The 23,247-nt window shown below is 59.6% G+C and carries 26 protein-coding genes; 21 read left to right on the plus strand and 5 right to left on the minus strand.

Features of this window, described 5'->3' with window-relative positions; all coding sequences use genetic code 11:
* Nucleotides 1-382: 382 nt before the first annotated feature.
* The 3 genes from hflX to AARI_RS06150 all read left to right on the plus strand — a co-directional run bounded on the left by hflX (nucleotide 383) and on the right by AARI_RS06150 (nucleotide 5,132).
* Complete coding sequence (gene hflX / locus AARI_RS06140) at nucleotides 383-1,951, plus strand: GTPase HflX (protein WP_041648602.1); 1,569 nt, start codon at nucleotides 383-385, stop codon at nucleotides 1,949-1,951.
* On the plus strand, nucleotides 1,944-3,938 hold the full coding sequence (locus tag AARI_RS06145) for an ATP-dependent DNA helicase (protein WP_013348466.1): 1,995 nt from the start codon (nucleotides 1,944-1,946) through the stop codon (nucleotides 3,936-3,938). The genes hflX and AARI_RS06145 overlap by 8 nt, the downstream gene beginning before the upstream one ends.
* Before the next feature lie 138 nt (nucleotides 3,939-4,076).
* Nucleotides 4,077-5,132, plus strand: coding sequence for a glycoside hydrolase family 76 protein (locus tag AARI_RS06150; RefSeq protein ID WP_013348467.1), 1,056 nt, complete (start codon nucleotides 4,077-4,079; stop codon nucleotides 5,130-5,132).
* 56 nt (nucleotides 5,133-5,188) lie between these two features.
* Here AARI_RS06150 and lexA read toward each other — a convergent pair whose 3' ends face one another.
* Entirely contained in the window at nucleotides 5,189-5,908 is a 720-nt protein-coding gene (gene lexA, locus AARI_RS06155; protein ID WP_013348468.1) for a transcriptional repressor LexA, read from the minus strand.
* Between the two features lie 258 nt (nucleotides 5,909-6,166).
* Between lexA and AARI_RS06160 the strand changes: the two genes are divergently transcribed.
* The 8 genes from AARI_RS06160 (at nucleotide 6,167) to AARI_RS06190 (ending at nucleotide 12,388) form a co-directional block, all read left to right on the plus strand.
* Nucleotides 6,167-6,520 carry a LysM peptidoglycan-binding domain-containing protein gene (locus tag AARI_RS06160; RefSeq protein ID WP_013348469.1) on the plus strand — a complete coding sequence of 118 codons (354 nt, stop codon included), beginning with the start codon at nucleotides 6,167-6,169 and terminating at the stop codon, nucleotides 6,518-6,520.
* A gap of 81 nt (nucleotides 6,521-6,601) precedes the next feature.
* The gene (locus AARI_RS06165) at nucleotides 6,602-7,708 is read left to right on the plus strand and encodes a histidinol-phosphate transaminase (protein ID WP_013348470.1); all 1,107 of its coding nucleotides are present in this window, start codon (nucleotides 6,602-6,604) and stop codon (nucleotides 7,706-7,708) included.
* A gap of 22 nt (nucleotides 7,709-7,730) precedes the next feature.
* On the plus strand, nucleotides 7,731-8,351 hold the full coding sequence (gene hisB / locus AARI_RS06170) for an imidazoleglycerol-phosphate dehydratase HisB (RefSeq protein WP_013348471.1): 621 nt from the start codon (nucleotides 7,731-7,733) through the stop codon (nucleotides 8,349-8,351).
* The gene (hisH, locus tag AARI_RS06175; RefSeq protein ID WP_013348472.1) at nucleotides 8,352-8,987 is read left to right on the plus strand and encodes an imidazole glycerol phosphate synthase subunit HisH; all 636 of its coding nucleotides are present in this window, start codon (nucleotides 8,352-8,354) and stop codon (nucleotides 8,985-8,987) included.
* A gap of 2 nt (nucleotides 8,988-8,989) precedes the next feature.
* Nucleotides 8,990-9,139, plus strand: a complete 150-nt coding sequence (locus tag AARI_RS19890) for a hypothetical protein (protein WP_013348473.1) — start codon at nucleotides 8,990-8,992, stop codon at nucleotides 9,137-9,139.
* Between the two features lie 27 nt (nucleotides 9,140-9,166).
* A complete protein-coding gene (gene priA, locus AARI_RS06180; protein ID WP_013348474.1) occupies nucleotides 9,167-9,904 on the plus strand; it encodes a bifunctional 1-(5-phosphoribosyl)-5-((5-phosphoribosylamino)methylideneamino)imidazole-4-carboxamide isomerase/phosphoribosylanthranilate isomerase PriA in 738 nt (245 codons plus the stop codon).
* Between the two features lie 223 nt (nucleotides 9,905-10,127).
* Nucleotides 10,128-11,009, plus strand: a complete 882-nt coding sequence (locus AARI_RS06185) for an SseB family protein (RefSeq protein WP_013348475.1) — start codon at nucleotides 10,128-10,130, stop codon at nucleotides 11,007-11,009.
* Nucleotides 11,010-11,050: 41 nt separating this feature from the next.
* Nucleotides 11,051-12,388, plus strand: a complete 1,338-nt coding sequence (locus AARI_RS06190; protein ID WP_013348476.1) for an MFS transporter — start codon at nucleotides 11,051-11,053, stop codon at nucleotides 12,386-12,388.
* Here AARI_RS06190 and AARI_RS06195 read toward each other — a convergent pair.
* Nucleotides 12,385-12,936 (minus strand): GNAT family N-acetyltransferase, encoded by a 552-nt coding sequence (locus AARI_RS06195; RefSeq protein ID WP_013348477.1) that lies wholly within the window; start codon nucleotides 12,934-12,936, stop codon nucleotides 12,385-12,387. The genes AARI_RS06190 and AARI_RS06195 overlap by 4 nt on opposite strands.
* 97 nt (nucleotides 12,937-13,033) lie before the next feature.
* Entirely contained in the window at nucleotides 13,034-13,399 is a 366-nt protein-coding gene (locus AARI_RS06200) for a DUF1844 domain-containing protein (protein WP_013348478.1), read from the minus strand.
* Between the two features lie 330 nt (nucleotides 13,400-13,729).
* On the opposite strand from AARI_RS06200, the gene infC reads away from it, so the two are divergent.
* The 9 genes from infC to AARI_RS06245 all read left to right on the plus strand — a co-directional run bounded on the left by infC (nucleotide 13,730) and on the right by AARI_RS06245 (nucleotide 21,796).
* Complete coding sequence (gene infC, locus AARI_RS06205; RefSeq protein WP_013348479.1) at nucleotides 13,730-14,380, plus strand: translation initiation factor IF-3; 651 nt, start codon at nucleotides 13,730-13,732, stop codon at nucleotides 14,378-14,380.
* 166 nt (nucleotides 14,381-14,546) lie between these two features.
* Nucleotides 14,547-14,741, plus strand: a complete 195-nt coding sequence (gene rpmI, locus AARI_RS06210; RefSeq protein WP_013348480.1) for a 50S ribosomal protein L35 — start codon at nucleotides 14,547-14,549, stop codon at nucleotides 14,739-14,741.
* Between the two features lie 104 nt (nucleotides 14,742-14,845).
* Entirely contained in the window at nucleotides 14,846-15,493 is a 648-nt protein-coding gene (rplT, locus tag AARI_RS06215; protein ID WP_013348481.1) for a 50S ribosomal protein L20, sunset domain variant, read from the plus strand.
* Between the two features lie 135 nt (nucleotides 15,494-15,628).
* Nucleotides 15,629-16,483, plus strand: coding sequence for a TrmH family RNA methyltransferase (locus AARI_RS06220; RefSeq protein ID WP_102598005.1), 855 nt, complete (start codon nucleotides 15,629-15,631; stop codon nucleotides 16,481-16,483).
* Between the two features lie 25 nt (nucleotides 16,484-16,508).
* Nucleotides 16,509-16,949: a (deoxy)nucleoside triphosphate pyrophosphohydrolase gene (locus AARI_RS06225; RefSeq protein ID WP_013348483.1), complete on the plus strand. Its 441-nt coding sequence runs from the start codon at nucleotides 16,509-16,511 to the stop codon at nucleotides 16,947-16,949.
* A gap of 86 nt (nucleotides 16,950-17,035) precedes the next feature.
* Nucleotides 17,036-17,665 (plus strand): LppM family (lipo)protein, encoded by a 630-nt coding sequence (locus tag AARI_RS06230; RefSeq protein ID WP_013348484.1) that lies wholly within the window; start codon nucleotides 17,036-17,038, stop codon nucleotides 17,663-17,665.
* Nucleotides 17,666-17,807: 142 nt separating this feature from the next.
* Nucleotides 17,808-18,887 (plus strand): phenylalanine--tRNA ligase subunit alpha, encoded by a 1,080-nt coding sequence (gene pheS / locus AARI_RS06235; RefSeq protein WP_013348485.1) that lies wholly within the window; start codon nucleotides 17,808-17,810, stop codon nucleotides 18,885-18,887.
* A 3-nt stretch (nucleotides 18,888-18,890) separates the two neighbouring features.
* Entirely contained in the window at nucleotides 18,891-21,434 is a 2,544-nt protein-coding gene (gene pheT, locus AARI_RS06240; protein WP_013348486.1) for a phenylalanine--tRNA ligase subunit beta, read from the plus strand.
* Between the two features lie 134 nt (nucleotides 21,435-21,568).
* Nucleotides 21,569-21,796, plus strand: coding sequence for a hypothetical protein (locus tag AARI_RS06245; protein WP_013348487.1), 228 nt, complete (start codon nucleotides 21,569-21,571; stop codon nucleotides 21,794-21,796).
* On the opposite strand, the gene AARI_RS06250 is transcribed toward AARI_RS06245, so the two are convergent.
* The gene (locus tag AARI_RS06250; RefSeq protein WP_013348488.1) at nucleotides 21,793-22,278 is read right to left on the minus strand and encodes a GNAT family N-acetyltransferase; all 486 of its coding nucleotides are present in this window, start codon (nucleotides 22,276-22,278) and stop codon (nucleotides 21,793-21,795) included. The genes AARI_RS06245 and AARI_RS06250 overlap by 4 nt on opposite strands.
* Before the next feature lie 81 nt (nucleotides 22,279-22,359).
* Nucleotides 22,360-22,641, minus strand: coding sequence for a hypothetical protein (locus tag AARI_RS06255; RefSeq protein WP_013348489.1), 282 nt, complete (start codon nucleotides 22,639-22,641; stop codon nucleotides 22,360-22,362).
* Nucleotides 22,642-22,756: 115 nt separating this feature from the next.
* Between AARI_RS06255 and AARI_RS18515 the strand changes: the two genes are divergently transcribed.
* Entirely contained in the window at nucleotides 22,757-23,230 is a 474-nt protein-coding gene (locus tag AARI_RS18515; protein ID WP_013348490.1) for a GNAT family N-acetyltransferase, read from the plus strand.
* The last annotated feature ends 17 nt before the right edge of the window (nucleotides 23,231-23,247 follow it).

The raw sequence follows: 23,247 nt of genomic DNA on the forward strand, positions 1-23,247 counted from the left end.
ACAGCGCCGGCAACGTGAGCAAAGCAATATGGGCACCAAGCCGGTTCACTGATAGAGTTTTCTCTATGACTTTCATTTTCGTCTAATACGTAACCCTCTTGGTTACCTCCGATCCGCGCAGTCGGCGGCACTGTTTTTGTGCGCCCACCTGCATGCTTCGGCAGACGGCAAGGTCATTTTCTTTTCTTCGCGGGACTTCTTTCCAGTACCTCGCATTCGCCTTTGCTTACCGGTAACCATGCATTCACCTGTCTGCTCATAGACCTTTACTCCTTGCAAAGGACCACGAATGTTTGATGAACCATCCGAAACTGAACGCGCCACGTCGCAAAGTGGGGCCCACCGGCACTATTCTGGAAAGCGAAGTACTTCTAAGGAGACCATGACTAACTCCGAGTCACACGAACACGATTCGGCATCGATGGACGATGCCCAGATTCAGGCCGCCATCGATCGAATTCTCGAAGCCGATGATGCGCAGAGCCCGCAGATCCAGCACTTCGGTGAAGAAGAGAGCTCAATCTTCACCGGCCAAGCTACGGCACTGAACCGTTTTTCCTCCGGCCTGTCGCACTTTGACGGGGACCAGGAAGACCTGGATGATCGCCGCGCCCTACGCCGCGTCGCAGGCCTGTCCACCGAGTTGGAAGACGTCACCGAAGTCGAATACCGCCAGCTTCGCCTTGAGCGCGTCGTGCTGGCCGGGATTTGGAGCGAAGGAACTGTCACCGACGCCGAGAACTCCTTGCGTGAGCTCGCCGCTTTGGCAGAGACCGCTGGCTCCGAAGTTCTAGACGGACTGGTTCAGCGTCGCAGCAAGCCAGACCCATCGACCTTCCTGGGCTCGGGCAAGGCCGAAGAGCTGCGCGCAATCGTCGCCTCATCCGGTGCCGATACCGTGGTTGTCGATGCAGAATTGGCTCCTTCGCAGCGCCGTGCCTTGGAAGATATCGTCAAGGTCAAAGTCATCGACCGCACCAGCCTGATCCTGGACATCTTTGCCCAGCACGCCCAGTCGCGTGAAGGCAAGGCCCAGGTTGAACTGGCTCAGCTCGAATACCTGCTGCCACGCCTGCGTGGCTGGGGTGAATCGATGTCCCGCCAGGCCGGTGGCCGAGTGGGTGCCGCCGGTGGCGGCATCGGTTCGCGCGGACCGGGTGAAACCAAGATTGAAATGGACCGCCGTCGCATTCGCGATCGCATGGCCAAGCTGCGCCGCGAGATCAAGGCCATGAAGCCTGCACGCGAAGCCAAGCGCGCCAATCGAAAGCGCAATGCGGTTCCAGCGGTAGCCATTGCCGGCTACACCAACGCCGGCAAGTCCTCGCTGCTGAACCGGCTGACCAACGCCGGGGTGCTGGTGGAGAACGCGCTGTTCGCCACTCTTGATCCAACCGTTCGCCAGTCCGCGACCGAGGACGGATTGACCTACACCCTGGCCGACACCGTTGGATTCGTCTCTAACTTGCCGACTCAGTTGGTGGAAGCCTTCCGCTCCACCCTGGAGGAAATCGCCGATTCGGATTTGATCTTGCACGTTGTAGACGGGTCCCACCCGGACCCTGAAGGGCAGATTCAAGCAGTACGCACTGTGCTGGGCGAAGTCGACGCGTTGAACATCCCCGAGATCATCGTGGTGAACAAGGCTGACGTGGCTGATCCGTTTGTCATCGAACGCATCCGCAACCGGGAGTCGAACACCGCCGTCGTTTCTGCGCACACCGGTGAAGGCATCGAAGAGCTGCTGGAAAAGATCAGCTCCTCGATTCCACGACCAGGCATCCAGCTTGAGGTGCTCATTCCCTATAACCGTGGGGATTTGATCGCCAAGCTGCATCAGAGTGAATCTGAGATCTTGGAAAGCGAACATCTGGAGAACGGCACCCGACTGATCGTCAAGGTGCGAGATTCCTTTGCTGCAGAGTTGGAGACTTTCAACCTTCATGGATAAGCAAGAGCAGGCCCTGGGACTTCTGGAGGCCGCGGTCACTTCCATGGGCGGTGCCATGCGCACCGGCCAGCAGGAAATGGTCAAGCACGTTGTCAGCGCGTTGGAAGACGAGAAGCATCTGCTGGTGCAGGCCGGTACCGGAACAGGTAAGTCGATGGGCTACCTGATTCCGGCCCTGGCTCATGCGCAGACCAGCGCCAAGCCAGTGATTGTCTCCACCGCGACGTTGGCGCTGCAATCGCAGATTGTTGGCCGTGACGTACCGCGATTGCTTGAATCGCTCAAGGGCAAGCTCTCGCGCCCAATGGACGTGGCCCTGCTCAAGGGCCGCTCCAATTACCTGTGCCAGTACAAGCTCGGTGGCGGGTACCCGGATGATGAGGGCACCTTGTTCTCCATGGATGAGCCAGCAGTACCTGCTGGCACCACCTACTCTCCACTGGCCAGCGAAGTGATGAAACTTCGCGAATGGGCTGAAGAGACCGAAACCGGTGACCGCGATGAGCTGGTGCCCGGCGTCAGCGACAAGGCTTGGAAACAGGTCTCGGTCTCGGCCATGGAATGCCTCGGCTCGCAGAAGTGCCCGATGGCCGACGAGTGCTTCTCGGAAATGGCGCGCGCTCGCGCGGCCGAATCCGATGTGGTGATCACCAACCATGCGCTGCTGGCGGTTTCGGCCTTTGAAGGGCTTTCGGTCCTGCCGGACTTTGAAGTCGCGATCATCGATGAGGCCCACGAACTGCAAGATCGTGTCACCAGTTCGGTTTCTGGTGCGCTTTCTTCGCGCATGGTGCTGACCGCTGCTGGTGGAGCCAAACGCCATTGCGGTGTCAACGTCGATGAAATGGTCAAGGCCGCCAACCGTTTGGAGAAAGCGCTGACCGGCGTGCCCACAGGCTTGCTGGAACAGGGCCTGCGCGAAGATATGGGCATTGCCCTGAACGACATTGTGGAGCAGGCCCGCTTGGCGCTGGCATTGTCCAAGCCGGAAGCCAATGCGCCGGCCGATGGCGGTCGGCAGACCGCACGCTCCCAGCTGCAAGCCGTTATGGATGATGCGATTCGCATGCTCGAATGCGAAGAGCGGCGCGAGGTCCTCTACACCACCCGTCCACGCGAATTCGTCGAAGGCCGAGGCTACGTCGAGGCTGATGAAACTCAGCCGGCCACCTTGAACGTGGCGCCACTGTCGGTAGCCGGCAAGTTGCGCGAAGGCCTGTTCGACGGACGCACGGTCATCTTGACCAGCGCCACGTTGGCCATCGGATCGCAGTTTGATTCAGTCGCAGGTTCCCTGGGCTTGATGGGTGCTGGCGCACCCTCTTGGACCGGCGTGGACGTGGGCAGTCCCTTCGATTACCCGAAGCAGGGCATCCTCTATGTCGCCAAGCACCTGCCGAAGCCCGGCCGTCAGCTAGCGGCCGAGACCTTGGATGAGATTGAAGACCTGATCAAGTCCTCGGGTGGCGGCGCCTTGGCGTTGTTCACTTCCAAGCGTTCTGCAGAAGAAGCAGCCAGCATCTTGCGCGAGCGCCTGGACGTCGAAATCTTGTGCCAGGGCGAAGCCAGCATGAAATCACTGGTCGAGCAATTCAGCAGCGAACGGGACACCTGCCTCTTTGGAACCATGACCCTGTGGCAGGGCGTGGACGTGCCCGGTGATTCGTGCCGCCTGGTGATCATCGACAAGATCCCTTTCCCGCGCCCCGATGATCCCATCTCCAAGGCCCGTTCTGAGGACGTAGCCAAACACGGTGGCAATGGGTTCATGCAGGTTGCCGCGACGCACGCGGCGATCCGCCTGGCCCAGGGTGCTGGGCGCTTGATCCGCTCGGTTGGGGACAAGGGCGTTGTAGCGATCCTTGATTCGCGGATGGCCACGGCACGGTACGGAAGCTTCTTGAAAGCTACCTTGCCGCCGATGTGGCCAACGGTTGATAAGAAGGTCATCTCCGGTGTTCTCAAGCGTCTGAACCCGGGCGAATAACAGCCATTGCCAACATATGATTCTGAGCTGCCCTTGGATAAGGGGCAGCTCAAGTCATTTAACCGCCAGCGGCTTGAAGGTTTCCTGATGCGCTAATGTCGGCATTAGAAGCGATAATTCTTGAGTCGGAAAGGCGCCATGGATTCCATGCAGGTATTGGCACATCAAACCGCGATCGATACCCACGCTCGCTTTGGGCATCGCCTCATGGGGTTGCCTGGAACGTGGATTGGACGCAGCTACAGCACAGCGCAACGATTGCTCGATGGAAGCATGCTCAGCGACCTCAACGGGCTCTCGCATCCCTTCAGTGAATGGAACTACTGGTGGCAGGCTCATTACCTGGATGCCATCATCGATGATGGCTACGCGTACCTGAATGAAGGCAACGACAAGCTGGCTGGCGAAGCACTAGCCCTGGCCAACGCCTTATTGCGTGGCATCCACCTGCGGAACTTCGGGGTCCTGCCCAACTATTTTTTCCACGATATGGCATGGCTGGCCCTGGCCAGCGAACGCTTGGTTCGGTTCACCCATGAGGCGTCCGGTAAGAAGAACAAGCATGCACAGCTGGCAGTGCGAGTGCTGGGCAAGCAGCTTCATCAAGGCAAGGATGATGTACTGGACGGTGGCCTGTACTGGTCCAGGAAGCGGGACTTCAAAAACACGCCCGCTAACGCGCCAGCGGCATTGTTCTTCGCCCGTACAGGACAGAAGGATATCTCGCGTGAGCTTCTGCAATGGCTGGAAGCTAAGCTGTTCAGCTCTGAACACGGGCTGTACTTGGACGGACTGCGGATAAATGAACGCGGACACCGGCTGGAACCAGCGGTCTACAGTTATAACCAGGGAACCGTCCTTGGTGCATTGCTTGAGCTCGGCGAACCTGCGGACCTGGCTCATGCCCAGGTGCTGATCAAAGCGACCGCGCAGTCCCTGGCCTCAGAATCAGGGGTGCTGGCATTCAACCATGGAGGAGATGGCAATCTGTTTGCGGGGATCCTCTGCCGCTACCTGGCTCTTGCCGCCACCGATGAGCGGTTGGAGGCCTCTAGCCGCGACACCGCCAAGACGCTGGTCATGGCGACCTCGCATCATCTAAAAGACCAAGAGCCACGCCGGCTTTCAGCAGCAGTGCAGCGTTGGATGATCTTCTGCGCCGCGGCCGGCCTCGAATCAAGCACTGGGCGCTAGCGCATCAAACGAAGATTGCGCTGGTGCCAAGCACCAGCGCAATCGAGGGGCAACTATTAGAGTGAGCGCATCACGGAGACGACACGTCCCATAATGGTTGCTGCATCGCCCAAAATTGGTTCGTAGCGCGAGTTCTGCGGAAGCAACCACGTATGCCCATCGCGCTGGCGGAACGTCTTGACCGTGGCTTCTTCGTCGAGCAGTGCTGCGACGATATCCCCGTTGTCTGCCGTCTGCTGGCGACGGACAACTACCCAGTCGCCATCGCAAATCGCAGCGTCAACCATTGAATCGCCGGATACCTTGAGCATGAACAATTCGCCATGTCCAACGAGCTGACGAGGCAACGAGAAAACATCTTCGACGGATTGTTCGGCCAGGATTGGGCCACCAGCGGCAATGCGACCTACCAGCGGGACCATGGTCGTGTCAGCGGAAGTGCTCAGCTCAATGATCTTGGCGTCTTCGTTGATGACCGGCTCTGCTGGTTTCGAAGCTTCAGCAGCCTCTGAATCTTCGGCCAGCTGCAGCGGGAGCAGGATTTCCATGGCGCGCGGACGGCGTGGATCGCGACGGATGTAGCCCAGCTTTTCCAACTGGCTCAACTGGTGAGTCACGCTCGAAAGGCTCTTGAGGCCAACTGCGTCGCCAATCTCACGCATCGATGGTGGATAGCCGTTCTTGCCGATAGACCGCTGGATCGTCTCCAGGATCTTCTTTTGGCGTATCGTCAGCGAACGTGCATTCGATCGGGGAGTGCGTTGTGAAGCTGACATGAGATTTTGCCTTCCCTAGCAAATATTCGAAAGTTCGTAAGTCCAAACTGTCGGAGCTAGATGGTGTGATGTTTTCATTGCTCGTCTACTTCGAAATCTTAGTAGATAAGCGAGCTTCTTTCAAAGATTTGTTCGAAAACTTCTGGACAAGTCCTGCAAACCTCTGTTAGAACAGATATACGAAGTTAGAACAAGTTTTCGAATCGATAGTTTCGAATACACATTCGCATCACTTGAATTTTTTGAGGAGACAAAGTCATGGCTACCGTCGCACTTGACTCAAATCAGACCCAGACGCCACTGAAGATCCGCATCAACCGCCGCGGATGGGCCGTGCTGGTTGGACTGCCTATTTTTGCACTCACCGTCGCAGCAGCGTTCTTCATCGCAATGTTTTCTTCCGACGCGCATGCTGCAGCGAACACTCCGGCGGGAATCGAAACCGTGGACGTCACCGTTATTCCAGGAGATACCCTGTGGAGTCTGGCACGGGAATACGCCACTGGCTATGACGTAACCTCCGCAGTCGACCACATCGCAGAATTGAACGCGTTGAACAGCAGCGAAATCCAGATCGGCGAGACCTTGTCCATTCCGGTCCTCGCCGGCTAGCTTGCACCACCTGCCTCAGGTTTGTTACCTGCCCTCGTAGCGGATTCACCTGCAGGCACACTGCGCACGTAGACTTGATGCGTGAATGACCGCAGTGAACTTTTGAGTCAGCTGCCCTTGCGTGAGAATCTCCGCGGGCTATCCCCTTATGGCGCACCACAAATTGATGTGCCCATTCAGCTGAACGTCAACGAGAACACCCATCCGTTGCCACCAACAGTCGTAGACGCCATTTCCCAAGAAGTGGCTAAGGCTGCGGCAACGTTGAACCGCTACCCGGACCGCGAATTCACCGAACTGCGTGAATTGCTCGCCGATTACCTGGGGCATTCGCTGACCAAGGAAAATATCTGGGCTGCTAACGGCTCCAACGAAATCCTTCAGCAAATCCTGCAAGCCTTTGGCGGTCCTGGCCGTTCGCTGATGAGCTTCGCTCCTACCTACTCCATGTACCCACTGCTTGCTAGTGGAACAGACACGTCTTACATTGCCGGAACGCGCGCTGCAGATTTCACCCTGTCCGCTGAATCCGCGGCCGCACAGGTCCGCGAGCACAAGCCGAATATCGTATTCCTCTGCTCGCCCAACAACCCCACCGGCACGGCGCTTGGCCTGGACGTCATCACCGAAGTGTATGAAGCCCTGAGCGAGCATGACGGCGTGCTGATCGTCGACGAAGCCTACGCAGAGTTCTCATTGGCCAGCACCAAATCCGCACTGACCTTGCTCGATGGCCGCCAGCGTTTGATCGTCTCGCGCACCATGTCCAAAGCCTTCGGGCTGGCCGGCGCACGCGTAGGCTATTTGGCTGCAGCTCCTGAAGTTACTGACGCGATCCGGTTGGTGCGGTTGCCGTACCACCTCTCGGCAGTTACCCAAGCGACCGCCATTGCCGCGTTGAAGAACATTGAGCTGTTGCTGGCCCAAGTTGAAGACATCAAGTCGCAACGCGACCGTATTGTCACCCGACTGAAGGAACTTGGCCTCAAGCCTTCGGTCTCCGATTCCAATTTCGTGTTCTTTGGTGGTGTTGAAGATCCCCATGCTATTTGGGAAGGGCTGTTGGAAGCCGGCATCATCATCCGCGACAATGGAATCCCGGGAACCCTGCGCGTCACTGCAGGAACCGAATCCGAAACCACAGCCTTCTTAGAACGGCTTGCCGAACTGCTCGGCTCACAGAAGTAATCCAAGACAAGCGAAGGAAGACATGTCTGCCGAATTGATTGGTGCACGCCGCGCCCGCATGGAACGCGTCACCAGCGAATCGTCCGTATTCGTTGAACTGGACCTCGATGGTACCGGTGTCTCTGAGATCAGCACCTCGGTGCCGTTCTATGACCACATGCTGACTGCGCTATCCAAGCATTCGCTCATCGACCTCACCGTGCGCGCCACCGGTGATACCCATATCGATGTTCACCACACGGTTGAAGACACTGCCATCACCATTGGTGAAGTATTGCGCGTTGCACTTGGCAATAAGGCCGGCATCCGCCGCTTCGGCACCTCCTATGCGCCACTGGATGAAGCACTGTCCCGCTCGGTCGTCGACGTGTCGGGCCGCCCATACCTGGTGCACTCCGGTGAACCAGCAGGCCAGGAATATCACCTGATCGGCGGTCACTTCACTGGTTCGATGACCCGTCACGTCTTTGAAGCCATCACCTTCCACGCGCAGATCTGCGCGCACATCGAGGTGCTCTCGGGTCGCGATCCGCACCATATCGTCGAAGCGCAGTTCAAGTCCTTTGCCCGCGCCCTGCGCGAAGCAGTAGAGCGCGATGAGCGCATGGGCGACAAGATCCCATCCACGAAGGGTGCCCTGTAAGTGGAAAAGAAAACTGTAGTTGTTCTGGACTACGGTTCAGGCAACGTGCGCTCGGCCGTGCGCGCTTTGGAAGCTGCCGGTGCCGAAGTGGAATTGACCGCTGATCCAAAGAAGATTGTGGCTGCCGACGGGCTGGTCGTTCCCGGCGTGGGCGCGTACGCCTCGGTGATGGAACAGCTGACAGAAACCGGTGCGCTGCGCTGGATTGGCCGCCGTATCGCTGGCGGCTTGCCGGTACTGGGTATTTGCGTCGGCCACCAGGTCTTTTTCGAAGAAGGCGTGGAGCACGGTGCGAAAACTGAGGGCATTGGAGAATGGCCAGGCAAAGTCGAACGACTGCAGTCCGAGGTCATCCCGCACATGGGCTGGAACACCGTACGCCCGCCCGAAGGCTCCAAGCTCTTTGCTGGCATCGAAGATGAACGATTCTACTTCGTGCACTCCTACGCCGTGCTGCACTGGGCATTCGATGTCACCCAGCCAGCGATGACCCCACCACAGGTGACCTGGTCAACGCATGGCACGCCGTTCGTGGCAGCCGTTGAGAACGGCCCGCTTTCGGCGGTGCAGTTCCACCCTGAGAAGTCCGGCGATGCTGGAGCTCAGCTGCTTCGCAACTGGTTGGGGACGCTCTAAAGATGTGGACCCTAATTCTGGGCGTTGTCGGTGCCTTCCTCGCAGGTGGAGCGATCTCGCTTAAGAGCCAGAAAGCCCACATCTCATGGATCATCGCGTTGTGGGTGCTTGCAGGCCTGAGCCTCATCGCCGCCTGGACCTTGACCTACTAAATTCATTACTTCTTCACAAAGGACATCATGAGCGAGCAACCAATTCTCGAGCTTTTGCCTGCTGTAGATATCGCTGGCGGCCAGGCAGTACGCCTGGTTCAGGGCGAAGCCGGTTCGGAAACCGGATACGGCGATCCGCTGGAAGCGGCGCTTTCGTGGCAGAACGCCGGAGCAGAATGGCTGCATCTGGTTGACCTGGACGCGGCCTTTGACCGTGGCAGCAACGTGGACATTGTCCAGCGCATCGCCAAGGAACTGAACATCAAGGTCGAGCTCTCCGGCGGCATCCGCGACGATGCTTCTTTGGATCGGGCACTTGAATTTGGCGCAACCCGAGTCAACCTTGGTACCGCAGCACTGGAAAACCCTGAATGGACCAAGCAGGCCATTGCACGCCACGGCGACAAGATCGCGGTGGGCATGGACGTTCGCGGCACCACTTTGTCCGGCCACGGCTGGACCAAGGACGGCGGCGACCTCTGGGACGTGCTGGCACGCCTTGAAGATGCCGGCTGTGCCCGCTACGTCGTGACCGACGTGACCAAGGATGGCACCCTGCGAGGACCGAACGTTGAATTGTTGCGGGAGATCGCAACTAAGACGAGCAAGCCAATCGTTGCTTCGGGAGGCATCTCCTCGCTGGAGGACCTGCGCGTTCTGCGCGAACTCGTTCCAGAAGGCATCGAAGGTGCCATCATGGGCAAGGCCCTGTACTCGGGCCAGTTCACGCTGCAAGAAGCATTGGATGTTGCTGGGCGCCGCTAGGCTCCACGCAGTCTTTGGAAAAGGCGATTCAGAAGCTCACGCTTTTGAATCGCCTTTTCCTCTATGCGAAGCAGAATCGCCGTGCTCTGCCGCCTAGGCAAATATCCTCACGCGTGAGCAGCGAATGGAAATCTGAAGTGCTGGCGGCGGGGTGTCCAACCTCATGAACACAGTTTTAGAACTTCACTGCACCAACCTTGAAACCACAGATAGCATGGATCCTATGAGTACTGAGCAACCGCCATCTGCACCTAAACGCCATCTGCCGGGACATATCGTTGCCGCGCTGGCACAGGCAGGCTCTCAAACCGACTCAGCCGGTCAGGACTGGGAAGGCCGAGATCTCAGCGGCGAAGGCAACCCACTGCATAACTTCGACAAGGACGACGGCAAAGCCGACGCAAATGTCCTCGCCGCACTCACCGCCCTGCGTGAAGGCAGCGCGGGGGAGAGCGAAGTGCATAAATCACTGGCCAACGCCAGGGTTTTCGTCGCAGTGGTAGCTCAGCTCGGTGAAGAAGCCATGACGGAGCACGGTTTCGCATCCGATAAGGAAGCGGACATGGCCCTGGTGAAGATCAAGGCTCCAGATGGCCGTATGGCTCTGCCAATCTTCACCACTGTGGAACGTTTGCAGGCTTGGCATAAGGAAGCGCGGCCGGTAGCAGTGTATGCCCCACGCGCCGCGCTGTCTGCAGTGAGCGAAGAATGCCAGCTGCTAGTCCTTGATCCGGGAAGCGATTTCACATTCGTGCTGCGACGACCGGGGCTTTGGACCCTCGCCAAGCAGGTGGACTGGATTCCAAGCTATCAAAGCCAGCAGGTCGCTAGCCTGGTCCAAAATGCAATTGAGGATTTCAACCAGTTGCGGACCGTCAAGGTGGCCCCGGGCAAGGGAGTAGGCTCCCGAAGCAAGGACGGCCAGGTCGTCCTTGGGGGAGGTCCTGGCCCGGAGCTGAACCTGCAGCTTATTTTCGCTCCTGGCACGAGTCAGGACGATGCACGCGAAACTACTCGCGCACTACACGGACGATTGTCCCAAAACACCGAATTCGCTGAAGCAGTGGATTCTCTTGAACTCAGTTTGCACAGCGCGCCGAACTAAGCCGGCGGGCTCCTTGTGATTAGGTAAGGAACTTTCCGGGCATGAAAAGCTATTGGCAGATTTTGCGTCAACCGCAGATCTCATTGTTGTTGCTGATCGGCATGATTGCCCGCCTTCCGCACTCTGCATTGAGCATGCTGCTGCTCCTGCACCTGGTGAACAACCTCGACCAATCGTGGGTATCAGCTGGCCTGGTCACCGCGGTAATGACGCTGGGCATCGCCATTGGTGCTCCGTGGCGCGGCGCCCGGGTAGATATCTGGGGACTGCGTCGGGCGATGATCCCGTCGGTCATCGTGGAAACCCTCGTGTGGTGCACGGTGCCGCATGTTCCGCTGGTCTGGGTCTACCCGCTGGCGTTCATCGGCGGCCTTTTCGCTCTGCCGGTTTTCTCGGTAGTGCGTACCGCACTTGGCATCATGACTACCGGCGAGCAACGCCGTACCGCCTTTGCCTTGGATGCGACCGCCACCGAATTGGTCTTCATTGTTGGACCGGCCAGTGCAGGCATTGTGGCCACGCAGATCAGCAGCGTGATCGGCCTGAGCGTGATCGGCGTGACCTCCACGGTTGCGGGACTGGCGCTCATGATCCTCAATCCGCCCACGCGCAGTGATGACCCCAAGGCGCTTGCCACTCGGGCCAATGTCCACGAAGAACGCTTGGGCGCCGAAGCGAGCTTCATCGCAGCAGCGCCCATGGGCGTGCATGAAGTGGAGGGCGAGCTGATCGCGGCGGGCATGAAGTCTGCCCGCGCGAGAATCAAGCAGCGGGGCCGTGCTTTCAAGAATCGCTTCAACTGGGTCAGTGCTTCGGTGCTGGCGGTCTTCATCGCTTCGGCGGGAGCCGGCATGCTGTTGACCGGCACCGAGGTAGCCATCGTGGCTGAATTGGATGCCTCGCAGGAAAGCCACCAGCTGGGCCTGGTATTCCTGTTCTGGTGCGGTGCTTCGCTGATTGGCGGCTTGATCTACGGTTCGATGAAGCGGGTCATTTCACCACTGGTCCTGCTGCTGAGCATGGCAATTCTGACCATTCCGATGTACTTCGCTTGGGATACCTGGTCGTTGGCATTGTTCTCAGCCTTGCCAGGTTTCCTCTGCGCGCCAACCTTGTCGGCGGCTTCGGAATGGCTCACCGATCTGGTGGCCGAGAAGCGCCGTGGCGAGGCGATGGGCTGGTACGGCTCGGCAATGACCGCTGGTACCGCATTGGGTTCGCCGATCACCGGCATCTTCGTGGACACCTTCGGAGCCGCTCCAGCATTTATCGGGATCGGTGCCATGGCCAGCTTCGTAGTGGTGGTTGCGCTGATTGCCCAGCAGATCCGCCGACGGGTACGCCGTGCGCGGCGCCAGCGACTGGAACCTATCGCCTAGGCGCTGGCCGTATCCTTCAGCCGCGAGTACATGTACATGTCCCTGCGGGTGGCGCCTACCTGTTCCCAGCTGCGCATCAGCCCTTCGCATTGGAAGCCGCAAGCCTCAGCGGTCCGCCAAGACCCCTCGTTCCACGGCTCAACATAGAGCTCAACCCGCTCGATTCCAGGATGTTCCAAGCCCCAGCGGGCCAGAGCTTCCAATGTGTGCTTGGCAACCGAGCGCCTGCGGTACTCCGGTGCGGTCCAGTATCCGATGCTGGCTCTCCCGTGGTTGGCATTGCGCAGCCAGAAGCCGATCTGGCCCACGGCGCGATCTGTGGTGGCTTCTGCGATGGCAAATGAGTACCCGCTGCCTTCAGCGACCCTGCGGTGCTGTCGTTCGATGAAGTCCGCGTACTCAGCTTCGGTTCCCTGAACCGGGACGGTAGTGATTTGCGTGATGTAGCTATCCGCCGATGCCTGCCGAACCGTGGGGATATCGCTGTGCTGGAACGGCCGGAGCCGGTAGGCACCGGCATCGATCACCGGTTGTTCGAGTAGTTGCATGCTTGCAAGCTACCATGGTGATCCAAACAACAAAGGACCCGTTTCCCGAACGAAACGAGTCCATGATGTTAATCTCTTAAAATTTAGCGATTATTACTTAGTTGACCGGTCCGGTGAACTTTTCGCCCGGACCCTTGCCTGGTGCATCCGGGATGATCGAAGCTTCACGGAAGGCCAGCTGCAAGCTGCGCAGTCCATCACGCAACGGTGCTGCGTGCTGCGAGCCAATCTCAGGCGCACCGGCGGTGACTAGGCCTGCCAGAGCGGTGATCAGCTTGCGGGCCTCATCGAGATCCTTCAGCTCATTGGCATCTTCGCCCTCGGCGAGGCCGCACTTAACTGCGGCTGCACTCATCAGGTGGACAGCGGCCGTGGTGATGATTTCTACGGCTGCAACTTCAGCGATATCGCGCACCTGCTGATCGACAGCGTGCTGGTGTGAGTTGGTGTCTTCGTTAGTCATACTGCTAAGCTTGTCACAGACCGACTCGATGCCGGTACTTCTCACAGTTCTCCAGTTAGCCCTGGACGAGGGATTCGTACTAGTATTGAGCCATGCAAGTGGAGGCCAACTCCCACCCGCTGTCGCCGTTTCCAGGCTTCCGGGTAATTCGGCAGGATCGCAGCAATGCAATCCCCAAGCTTTGACGCAGGAATTTTCCTGAACTCAGCTGTGTCGTTCCTTTTGGCCTTCGCCTGCAATCGCAGACGGAGGCCTTCTTTGTTTGCGGTCATGGATTACGAATTTCAGGAGTGACACATCAGCGATCCACGCATTAATGAGCGCATTCGCGTGCCAGAGGTACGTCTCGTCGGCCCCAATGGTGAGCAGGTAGGCATCGTCCGTATTGAGGACGCGCTTCGCCTGGCTCTCGAGTCCGATCTGGACTTGGTCGAGGTGGCACCCAGCGCCAAGCCTCCAGTGTGCAAATTGATGGATTTCGGCAAGTACAAGTACGAAGCCGCTGTCAAGGCTCGCGAAGCTCGTAAGAACCAGACCAACACGGTCTTGAAGGAAGTTCGCTTCCGCCTGAAGATTGATACCCATGACTACGAGACCAAGGTCGGCCACGCACTGCGCTTCCTGGGCGCCGGTGACAAGGTCAAGGCCATGATCCAGTTCCGTGGTCGTGAGCAGCAGCGTCCAGAGATGGGCATTCGCTTGCTTGAAAAGTTTGCAGCAGACGTCGCCGAGGTTGGAATCATTGAGTCCAGCCCACGCATCGATGGCCGAAACATGGTCATGGTTGTTGGTCCGCTGAAGAACAAGGCAGAGGCTCGCCGCGAACAGCAGCAGAAGTCCGGTGGCCGTAACTCGGCTAAGCGAAAGATTCGCACCGACGCTCCAGCTGAGACCGAGGGCCAGAATGTCGCAGCTTCCATGGATGATGAAGCCCGCGCCAAGTTGGAGCAGGCACGTCAGGCAGCTGAAGGCGACGCCTAGCCAAGCCTGTTGGGCTTTCGAGCCCGTCACCGTTCACGGTGAAGGATCTTCCTCTTAGGAAGGTCCAACTACAAGAGAACAACAGCGGTCACCTTTATCGGGGCCCGCTTCGGATGATCCCCACCCGGTGCTTTACCGGATGGAGCACGTAAGGAGAACGGCAGCTATGCCGAAGTTCAAGACTCACAGTGGCGCCAAGAAGCGCTTCAAGCTGACCGGTAGCGGTAAGCTCGCTCGCCAGCAGGCCAACCGTCGCCACTACCTGGAGCACAAGTCCTCGCGCGTTACCCGCCGCCTGGCTTCTGACCAGATCGTTGCTAAGGCCGATGTTAAGACCATCAAGCGGATGCTGGGCCTCTAAGCTCCCCCTTTCGCAATACGGGGAAGCAATACCCCACCACCCATAGATTTCACCCATCCCGCACAATCGCGGGCACTGGGGAACTGACTTGAAGGAGTACACACGTGGCACGTGTGAAGCGGGCAGTAAACGCCCATAAGAAGCGTCGCGTCGTTCTGGAACGCGCAAAGGGCTACCGCGGTCAGCGTTCGCGCCTGTACCGTAAGGCCAAGGAGCAGCTGCTCCACTCGTTCGTTTACAGCTTCAACGACCGCCGTAAGCGCAAGGGCGACTTCCGCCGCCTGTGGATCCAGCGCATCAACGCTGCATCCCGCGCCAACGGCATGACCTACAACCGTCTGATCCAGGGCCTGAAGGCTGCTCAGATCGAGGTTGACCGTCGTATGCTCGCAGAGCTGGCTGTTTCGGACTCGAACGCTTTCGCTACCTTGGTAAAGGTTGCAAAGGACGCTCTTCCAGCTGACGTCAACGCCCCAAAGGCTGCTGCTGAGGTTGCTGCACCAAAGGCTGCTAAGGCTCCAAAGGCTGCTGCAAAGTCCGTTGAGGGCGAAGGCGTAGTCAAGGCTGTTGAAGGCGAAGCTGCACCTGAGGGCTTCGTTATCAAGGGCAACGCTGGCTCGAACAAGTACCACGTTCCAGGCTCGACCTGGTACGACCAGACTGAAGCTGAGTTCTGGTTCAACTCCATCGATGCTGCTAAGGCTGCAGGCTTCGAACCAGCTGGCGGCGAATCCCGTCAGCAGATGAAGTAAATCTTTTCTCCCTTTGAGCTAAAGCTCAGGTAGGACAGATCACACCAAAGGGTGGGTCGCGCGTACTGCGCGGACCCGCCCTTTGTGTGTTTCTACCGGTATTCTCGATATATGAGCAGTTTTCCTCCAGAAGTGATGTCCAATCCACGTGCTGAACGCGTCAAGGCCATCGCGCGTCTGGCCAAGAGCAAGGGCCGTGAAGCCACCGGCGAGTACCTCGTTGAAGGCCCTCAGGCCGTACGCGAAGCACTCAAAGCGCATCTGGAGGACGACAACCTGGTCCAGAACGTCTACGTCGTTGGTGGATTCCTTGAAAGCCACGAAGAATTCGAAACACTGCTGGAAGATGCCAAGATCCAACCGCGCATCGTCACCGGCGAAGTGCTGCACGCCATGGCGGACACCCAGACCCCGCAGGGCATCCTCGCGGTCGTCGCCATGTCCCAGCCGCAGCTGAGCGAAGTGCTGGACACCAAGCCGAAGCTGATCGCCGTGCTATGCCGCATCCAAGACCCGGGCAACGCCGGCACGATCCTGCGTGCAGCCGACGCCGCCGGAGCCGACGCGGTCATCTTGACCAAGGGCAGCGTGGATATCTACAACCCGAAGGCCGTACGCTCCACCGTCGGCTCGCTGTTCCACCTGCCAGTCCTGAACAACGTCGAATTCGACCACCTGATCGCCGCCGCGAAGACCACCGGAAGCCAGGTGCTGGCAGCCGACGGCTACGCCGCCCACAACCTGGACACCCTGCAGGATGCCGCGGTGCTGCGTGCCAACCAGCCCGGTACCGAAGCCCCCGAAGGTCAGCCGGTACTCGAAGCACCCACCCTGTGGCTGTTCGGCAATGAAGGCCAGGGCTTGGACGAGCATGAGAAGCAAGCCGCCGATTACCGGGTCGCTGTGCCACTGTACGGTGTTGCCGAATCGCTGAACGTGGGCACCGCATCAACCGTGTGCCTGTACGCATCGGCCCGTGCCCAGCGCTAAGCGAATCGGATAGAACTGAAACTTTATGCCTGCAGAACTGAAGCAAATTGTAGCTGTGGCCATCGTCGATGACCTGGCCCAGCCGACCAAACTGCTCGCCGCCCGCCGGAATCGACCAGAAGCCCTTGCCGGGCTCTGGGAATTTCCCGGTGGAAAAGTGGAACCGGGGGAGAGCGAAGTCGAGGCCGTGCGCCGGGAACTGCGCGAGGAACTGGGTGTTCAGCTGCGCTTGGGCGCGCCGATCCCCGGACCGCATCCACAAGGCTGGCAGCTGAATGAGAAAGCGGCCATGCGCATGTGGTTCGCCCAGATCACCGACGGTGAACCAGCGACCCTCGATGGGCACGACCAGCTGTCATGGTTGGAACTCGATGACCAGGTGGGCGAGGTCGTTGACTGGATTCCCGCTGATGCTCCCATCGTGGCGGCATGCCTGGCCCAGGCGCGTTCCGGGTCACAGCAGTAATCACCCGTAAGCTTATTACCACGCCATCTTCTGGCACTTTGCTTGTAGTCGATATTTTTGAGGAGCACTTTTTCGTGAAGCGATTTATGAGCGTTATCGCTCTGGCCTTCGCCGCCGTCCTAGCACTTTCTGGCTGCGTCAACATGAACGCAGAAGTCAACGTCCTGGGCAAGGACAAGGTTGCCGGGGCCATGCAGTTGACCCTGCACAAGTCGACGCTCAACGGCGTCACCTTTGAAGAAGTCCTCAACAGCCAGATCGACGTCGCGGCCATGGAAGAGCAGCTGGGGGATCAGTGGAGCTACAGCAAAGTCGACGATGGCGAAAATGTCGGCTTGCGCTTCGAAACCACCAGCCCGATGACCTACGTCCAGCTGGCAGATGCTTTCAGCCTCTTCGGCTTCGAAATCAACCTGAGCGATGACGGGAAGGAATACACCTTCTCGATGCCAGGGGACAAGGCCGCAGTGGATTCTTCGTTCACAGAAGCGAACCTGCACGTGACCTTCCCGGGCGCGGTCACCTCGCACTCCCCGGGCACCGCGCAGCACCATACCGTCACCTTCGACATGATCCAGGGTGCCGCCTCCTACCAGGCCACCGGCAAGGTCGACCACACCATGTTCTATGCCGCCGTATTCGGCGGAGCACTGCTGGTGCTGACCTTCGTCTTCGTTGGTGCCTTCGCACCGAAAGCTTCCAAGGAAGCGCATTAATTCGTAGGATTCCTGTTTCAAGGTAAGAAGCTTCACGCTAAGGGCCCGTCATCGGTGAAACGATCACGGGCCCTTAGCCATAGAATGGAAGCAAAGTGTTCTACGCGTAAGTACAAGATAAGAGTAAGGATCGATCGATCCCATGTCTGATCAGACAACTGGACAAGCTCCCGACGGGGAGTCCAACGTTCCGCACCCGACCGATGAAGCAGGCATTGCCAATGCGGTAGATGCCGCCCTGGCCGCCATCGAAGCCGCAGGTGACCTGAACGAGTTGAAAGAAGCCCGCCTGTCGCACACCGGCGAGAAGTCCGCGCTATCCCTGGCTAACCGCCAGATCGGCAAGCTGGACAAGTCGGAAAAGGCCGTGGCCGGCAAGCTCGTGGGTTCGGCCCGCGGACGAGTCAACAAGGCCCTGGCCGCCCGCACCGTGGTGCTTGAAGAAGCTGAAGCCGCCCGCATCCTCATAGAGGAAACCGTGGACGTCACCGCGGCAGCGCGCCGCCGCAGCGTTGGCGCCCGCCACCCGCTCTCGGTCCTGCAGGACCGCGTCGCCGACATCTTCGTCGGCATGGGTTGGGAAATCGCCGAAGGCCCGGAAGTTGAATCCGAATGGTTCAACTTCGATGCGCTGAACTTCAAGCCGGACCACCCGGCCCGCGAAATGCAGGACACCTTCTTCGTGGAACCTGCCGACGCGCACCTGGTGCTGCGCACCCACACCTCCCCGGTACAGGTCCGCTCGATGCTCGAGCGCGAGGTGCCGGTCTACGTGCTGTGCCCAGGACGCACCTTCCGCACCGATGAACTCGATGCCACCCACACCCCGGTCTTCCACCAGTTCGAAGGCCTGGCCGTAGACAAGGGCCTGACCATGGCCGATTTGCGCGGCACCCTGGAGCACTTCGCCCGGCAGATGTTCGGCGCCGAAGCACAGATCCGCCTGCGCCCTGCCTACTTCCCATTCACCGAGCCATCGGCCGAGCTGGACATCTGGCACCCAGGTGCCAAGGGCGGCCCGCGCTGGATCGAGTGGGGCGGCTGCGGCATGATCAACCCGAACGTGCTGCGCGCTGCGGGCATTGATCCGGAGGAGTACTCCGGCTTTGCCTTCGGCATGGGCATCGAGCGCACGCTCATGTTCCGCAACGATGTGCCCGACATGCACGACATGATCGAGGGCGATATCCGTTTCAGCCAGCACTTCGGGATGGAGATCTAAGCAATGCGTATTCCACTATCTTGGCTGCGCGAGTACGCGCAGGTACCAGCCGACGCCTCGGCTGAAGACGTCATGGCAGACCTGGTCAAGGTCGGCCTCGAAGAAGAAGACGTGCACCGTCCCTCCGACGAGCTCTCCGGCCCGATCGTGGTCGGCCAGGTGCTCTCCTTGGAAAAGGAAGTCGCCTCCAACGGCAAGACCATCAACTGGTGCCAGGTCCGTGTGGTTCCAGAAGGCACCGAGCAGACCCTGACCGGCAAGGGCATCGACCCGACGGGTGTGCAGGGCATCGTGTGCGGTGCGCACAACTTCGTTGAGGGCGACAAGGTTGTTGTTACCCTGCCCGGAGCGGTGCTGCCCGGAGATTTCAAGATCTCCCCGCGCAAGACCTACGGCCACACCTCGGCCGGCATGATCGCCTCCTCCCGCGAGCTGGGCATCGGCGAAGACCACGACGGCATCATGGTGCTCTCCAACTACGGGCTGGACCCGGAGGTAGGCACCGACGTCTTGGCGCTCTTCGGACTCGATGACCAGGCTGCGGAAATCAACGTGACCCCGGACCGCGGCTACTGCTTCTCCATCCGCGGCGTAGCCCGCGAATACGCGCTGGCCACCGGTACCTCCTTCACCGATCCAGCATCGATCGTCACCGTTTCGGACGCTTCCGAAGCCGGACACGAGGTGGTCTTGGCCGACGCGGCGCCGATCTACGGCGTGCCAGGCTGCACCCGCTTCGTGACCCGCGAAGTCACCGGCATCGATCCAACCCGCCCGACCCCGCGCTGGATGGCTTCGCGCCTGCAGCTGGCAGGCATGCGCTCGATTTCGCTGGTCGTGGACATCTCCAACTACGTCATGCTCGAGCTCGGTGCCCCGCTGCACTTCTACGACGCTGACAAGCTGACCAGCGCGATCACCGTGCGCCGCGCCAACTCCGGCGAAAAGCTCACCACCTTGGACGACAAGGAACGCGAGCTGTCCGTCGAAGACCTGCTGATCACCGATGAATCCGGCGCCATCGGCATTGCCGGCGTCATGGGCGGGGCAGCCACCGAGGTATCGGATTCGACCAGCCGCGTGCTGATCGAAGCCGCGCACTTCGACACCGTGTCCATCGGCCGCTCGCGCCGCCGCCACAAGCTGCCATCCGAAGCCTCCAAGCGCTTCGAACGCGGCGTGGACCCACGCATCATGCAGATCGCCGCCCAGCGCGCGGTCAACCTGCTGGTCGAGCTGGCTGGCGGCACCGAAACCGCCAAGGCCACCGACGCCGGCGCGGTCCCTGCCGACACCCAGATCCAGCTGCCGGCAGGTTTCGCCGGTGCGCTGATCGGCGTGGACTACACCGATGAGCAGACCATCTCCGCGCTGGAAGGCATCGGCGCAGCTGTCCAGCAGAACGCCGAGGGCTTCCTGGTGACCGCGCCTAGCTGGCGCCCGGATCTGGACATCAAGGAAGACCTGGTTGAAGAAGTAGCCCGCGTTATCGGCTACGACAAGATTCCAGCCACCTTGCCGGTAGCGCCTCCGGGCCGCGGGTTGACCCGCACCCAGTCCCAGCGCCGCCGCCTGCTCCAAGGCTTGGCAGACGCCGGGCTGACCGAGGTGCTGAACTACCCGTTCGTTTCCCAGGCGCAGAACGCCACCTTCGGCGCCGCACAGGCCGGTACCGAGGTCAAGGCCGTTTCGCTGGCCAACCCGATCTCCAAGGAATTCCGCTTCCTACGCACCTCGCTGCTGCCGGGCCTGCTGGAAACCGCTCGCCGCAACATCGGCCGCGGCTTCCGCGACCTGGCGCTGTATGAAGGCGGACTGGTCTTCCTGCCAGGGCAGCAGCTGGGCTCCTCGGTGCTTCCTCCGCTGGGTGCCAAGCCAAGCGATGAAGTACTGGCCGAACTGTTCAACGGCGTGCCGAACCAGCCATGGCACCTTGCTGCCGTGTTCACCGGCCATGAAGCATCGGCTGCCGCCGGCTTCGCACCGCGTGCCTGGGACTGGGCCGACGCACTGGATGCCGCGCACAACGTGGCGGATATCCTCGGCGTTGAGCTGGAGGTTGCCCAGGGCAGCCACCAGGCCTTCCACCCGGGCCGCGTGGCAGCGCTGAAGCTCGCCGGCGAGGTTGTTGGCTACGCCGGCGAACTGCATCCGCAGTTGCTCAAGGACCAGGACCTGCCAGCACGCACCGTGGCCATGGAACTGGACGCTGCGGCACTGATGTCTGCTGCTCCGGCAGTGGTCGTCGCCCAGCAGCACCTCTCCAGCCAGCCGCTGGCAACCCAGGATGTCGCACTGGTCGTAGACCAGGACGTTGTCGCTGGCGACGTGCTCGCAACCTTGCGTGAAGGCGCCGGAGAACTGCTCGAAGACATCGCGCTGTTCGACGTGTACCAGGGTCAGGGCATCGAAGAAGGCAAGAAGTCGTTGGCCTTCGGCCTGCGCTTCCGTGCCGCTGACCGCACCCTGACCGCGGACGAGGCTTCCGAAGTTCGTGCCGCTGCAGTTGACGCCGCTGCCAAGAAGTTCGGCGCCACCCAGCGCTAAGCTTTCTGTCATCGCTGATGCCCTGTTGCTTTCCTGATTATCGGGAAGCGACAGGGCATCTTGCGTACTGCCTTGCCATGGGTTGGGCAGCTTGAGGACTACACTTGCTCTGGGATAAGTGTAAAGAAAACGAGATGCCGGATGGGGTTGCAGTGAAGGGATTGCGTTCTTGCGGTGCTGTGCTGCTGGTGTTCCTGCTGGGAATCGCCGCCGTTGCCGTACTCATCGCCGCAGGCTGGGCTGCCGTGATCTTTATCCAGCGCGGTGCCGGGACGCATCTGGAGGAGCCATCCACTCCCAGCGCTACGCTTGAGCAACAAGCCCCCAATAGCCTGCGTCCTTCCGAAACTTTCGCGCCTTAGCCGCCGCTAGCAGGGATCGGCTCGGCAGGCATTGCCCGCGTCAGCGTGATGAGCCCGGGACCTTCCTTGGCCTGGGCGATGAACCCATGTCGTTTCAAAACCTTCAACGACGCAATATTCGCGCTATCGACCCGAGCGATCAATGCGCTTCGGCCCTCAGCTTGCAACGTCGCCAGCCCCTCGCCGACCAATGACTTAGCCAGACCCTGGCCCCAGAATTCCGGGTCGATCCAATATCCGATTTCAGTGGCAGCCGGCCGTTCAGTTGCAGTGAAAAGGCCAACCGGAGAATTTTGGCGGCGGGCGATGTACCAGCAGATCCCGGCATTCAATAGCGCATGATCCACGCGCTGCGCGGTGTACTCATGGCTCCAGGTGTGCCCATCTCCGATATAAGCTGTCACCCGTTCATCTGCTGCAAGGCGTGCAACGAATTCGGCATCTGCCTTGGTCATAGCCGTTAGCACTAGTGAAGGACCCATGGCTTTAGACTATGACGGGCCGAACTGCAGGCAAACTCTGTTTCCTTTGCATCAGCTTTCTTGACAGGGGAAACCTCAGGCCTAGAGTCGGGATTCAGCTGCCGCGACCGCCAGGCGCGAGGATGTGATCTGGTCTTCAGGGAGGTTTAGCGATTGCCTGATGGATAGCGATCTGCGGAAACAGTCCAACGCTTGGCCGAACAAGCTTTGGTCGAAATACGGCTCGCCGTGAAGTTGCAGGTTCGAGGTTCGGTTCCGATGCCTTTGCCAGCCCGGAGACGCTTTTGCATTGGCGGCGGCTTCTAGCTGGCAAGCAGCCCGGAGCAGCGCGTCGTCAAAAACATCGAGGCTGTCAATTCTCATACCAGCATCCTATGGCTCCAAGCACCTGCACGCCGCCAGAACCGGCCTGCCGGCGGGGAATCAAGAGGCACCATGTTTGCACGAGCTTTATTGACAACGCTTCTAGGATCAAAACATGAGTAGTGTTTCGGAAAATACTCGTCAGGCCCGAGCGGGGGATAGCGCCGAGGTCTACCGATTAGCGCGCATGTTTACACCTGAGCTGGGGTTGGGTGCAGAAGACTTCGAAGAGAATTTCCAGATGCTGGTCAATGATTCCAACTGGTTCATTTGCGTTGCTGAATCTGGCCGTGGGCTATCCGGCTATGCCGCGGCGCAGGATTACGGGCCAGGACTGCGTACCCCGTTCACTGTCGGGCGCCTGCACGATTTGTTCGTGGAACCTGGCACGAGACGAACCGGCTTGGGGAATAAGATGGTTGAAGAAGTATTCCGTTGGGCCAGGCAGAGTTCAATGCCAATGATGTTGGACTGGCAGGCCACCGAGGAATCGATTTCCTTCTACGCGTCCTTTGGATTGGAAGCAGACTTTGTCGGAGACTTTCCGCAGTGCCCGGGATTCACGCTCGATCTGCGTCCAAAGACCTAGTAATTGCACAAAAGCGG

The sequence above is a fragment of the Glutamicibacter arilaitensis Re117 genome, assembly GCF_000197735.1.
Classification (GTDB): domain Bacteria; phylum Actinomycetota; class Actinomycetes; order Actinomycetales; family Micrococcaceae; genus Glutamicibacter; species Glutamicibacter arilaitensis.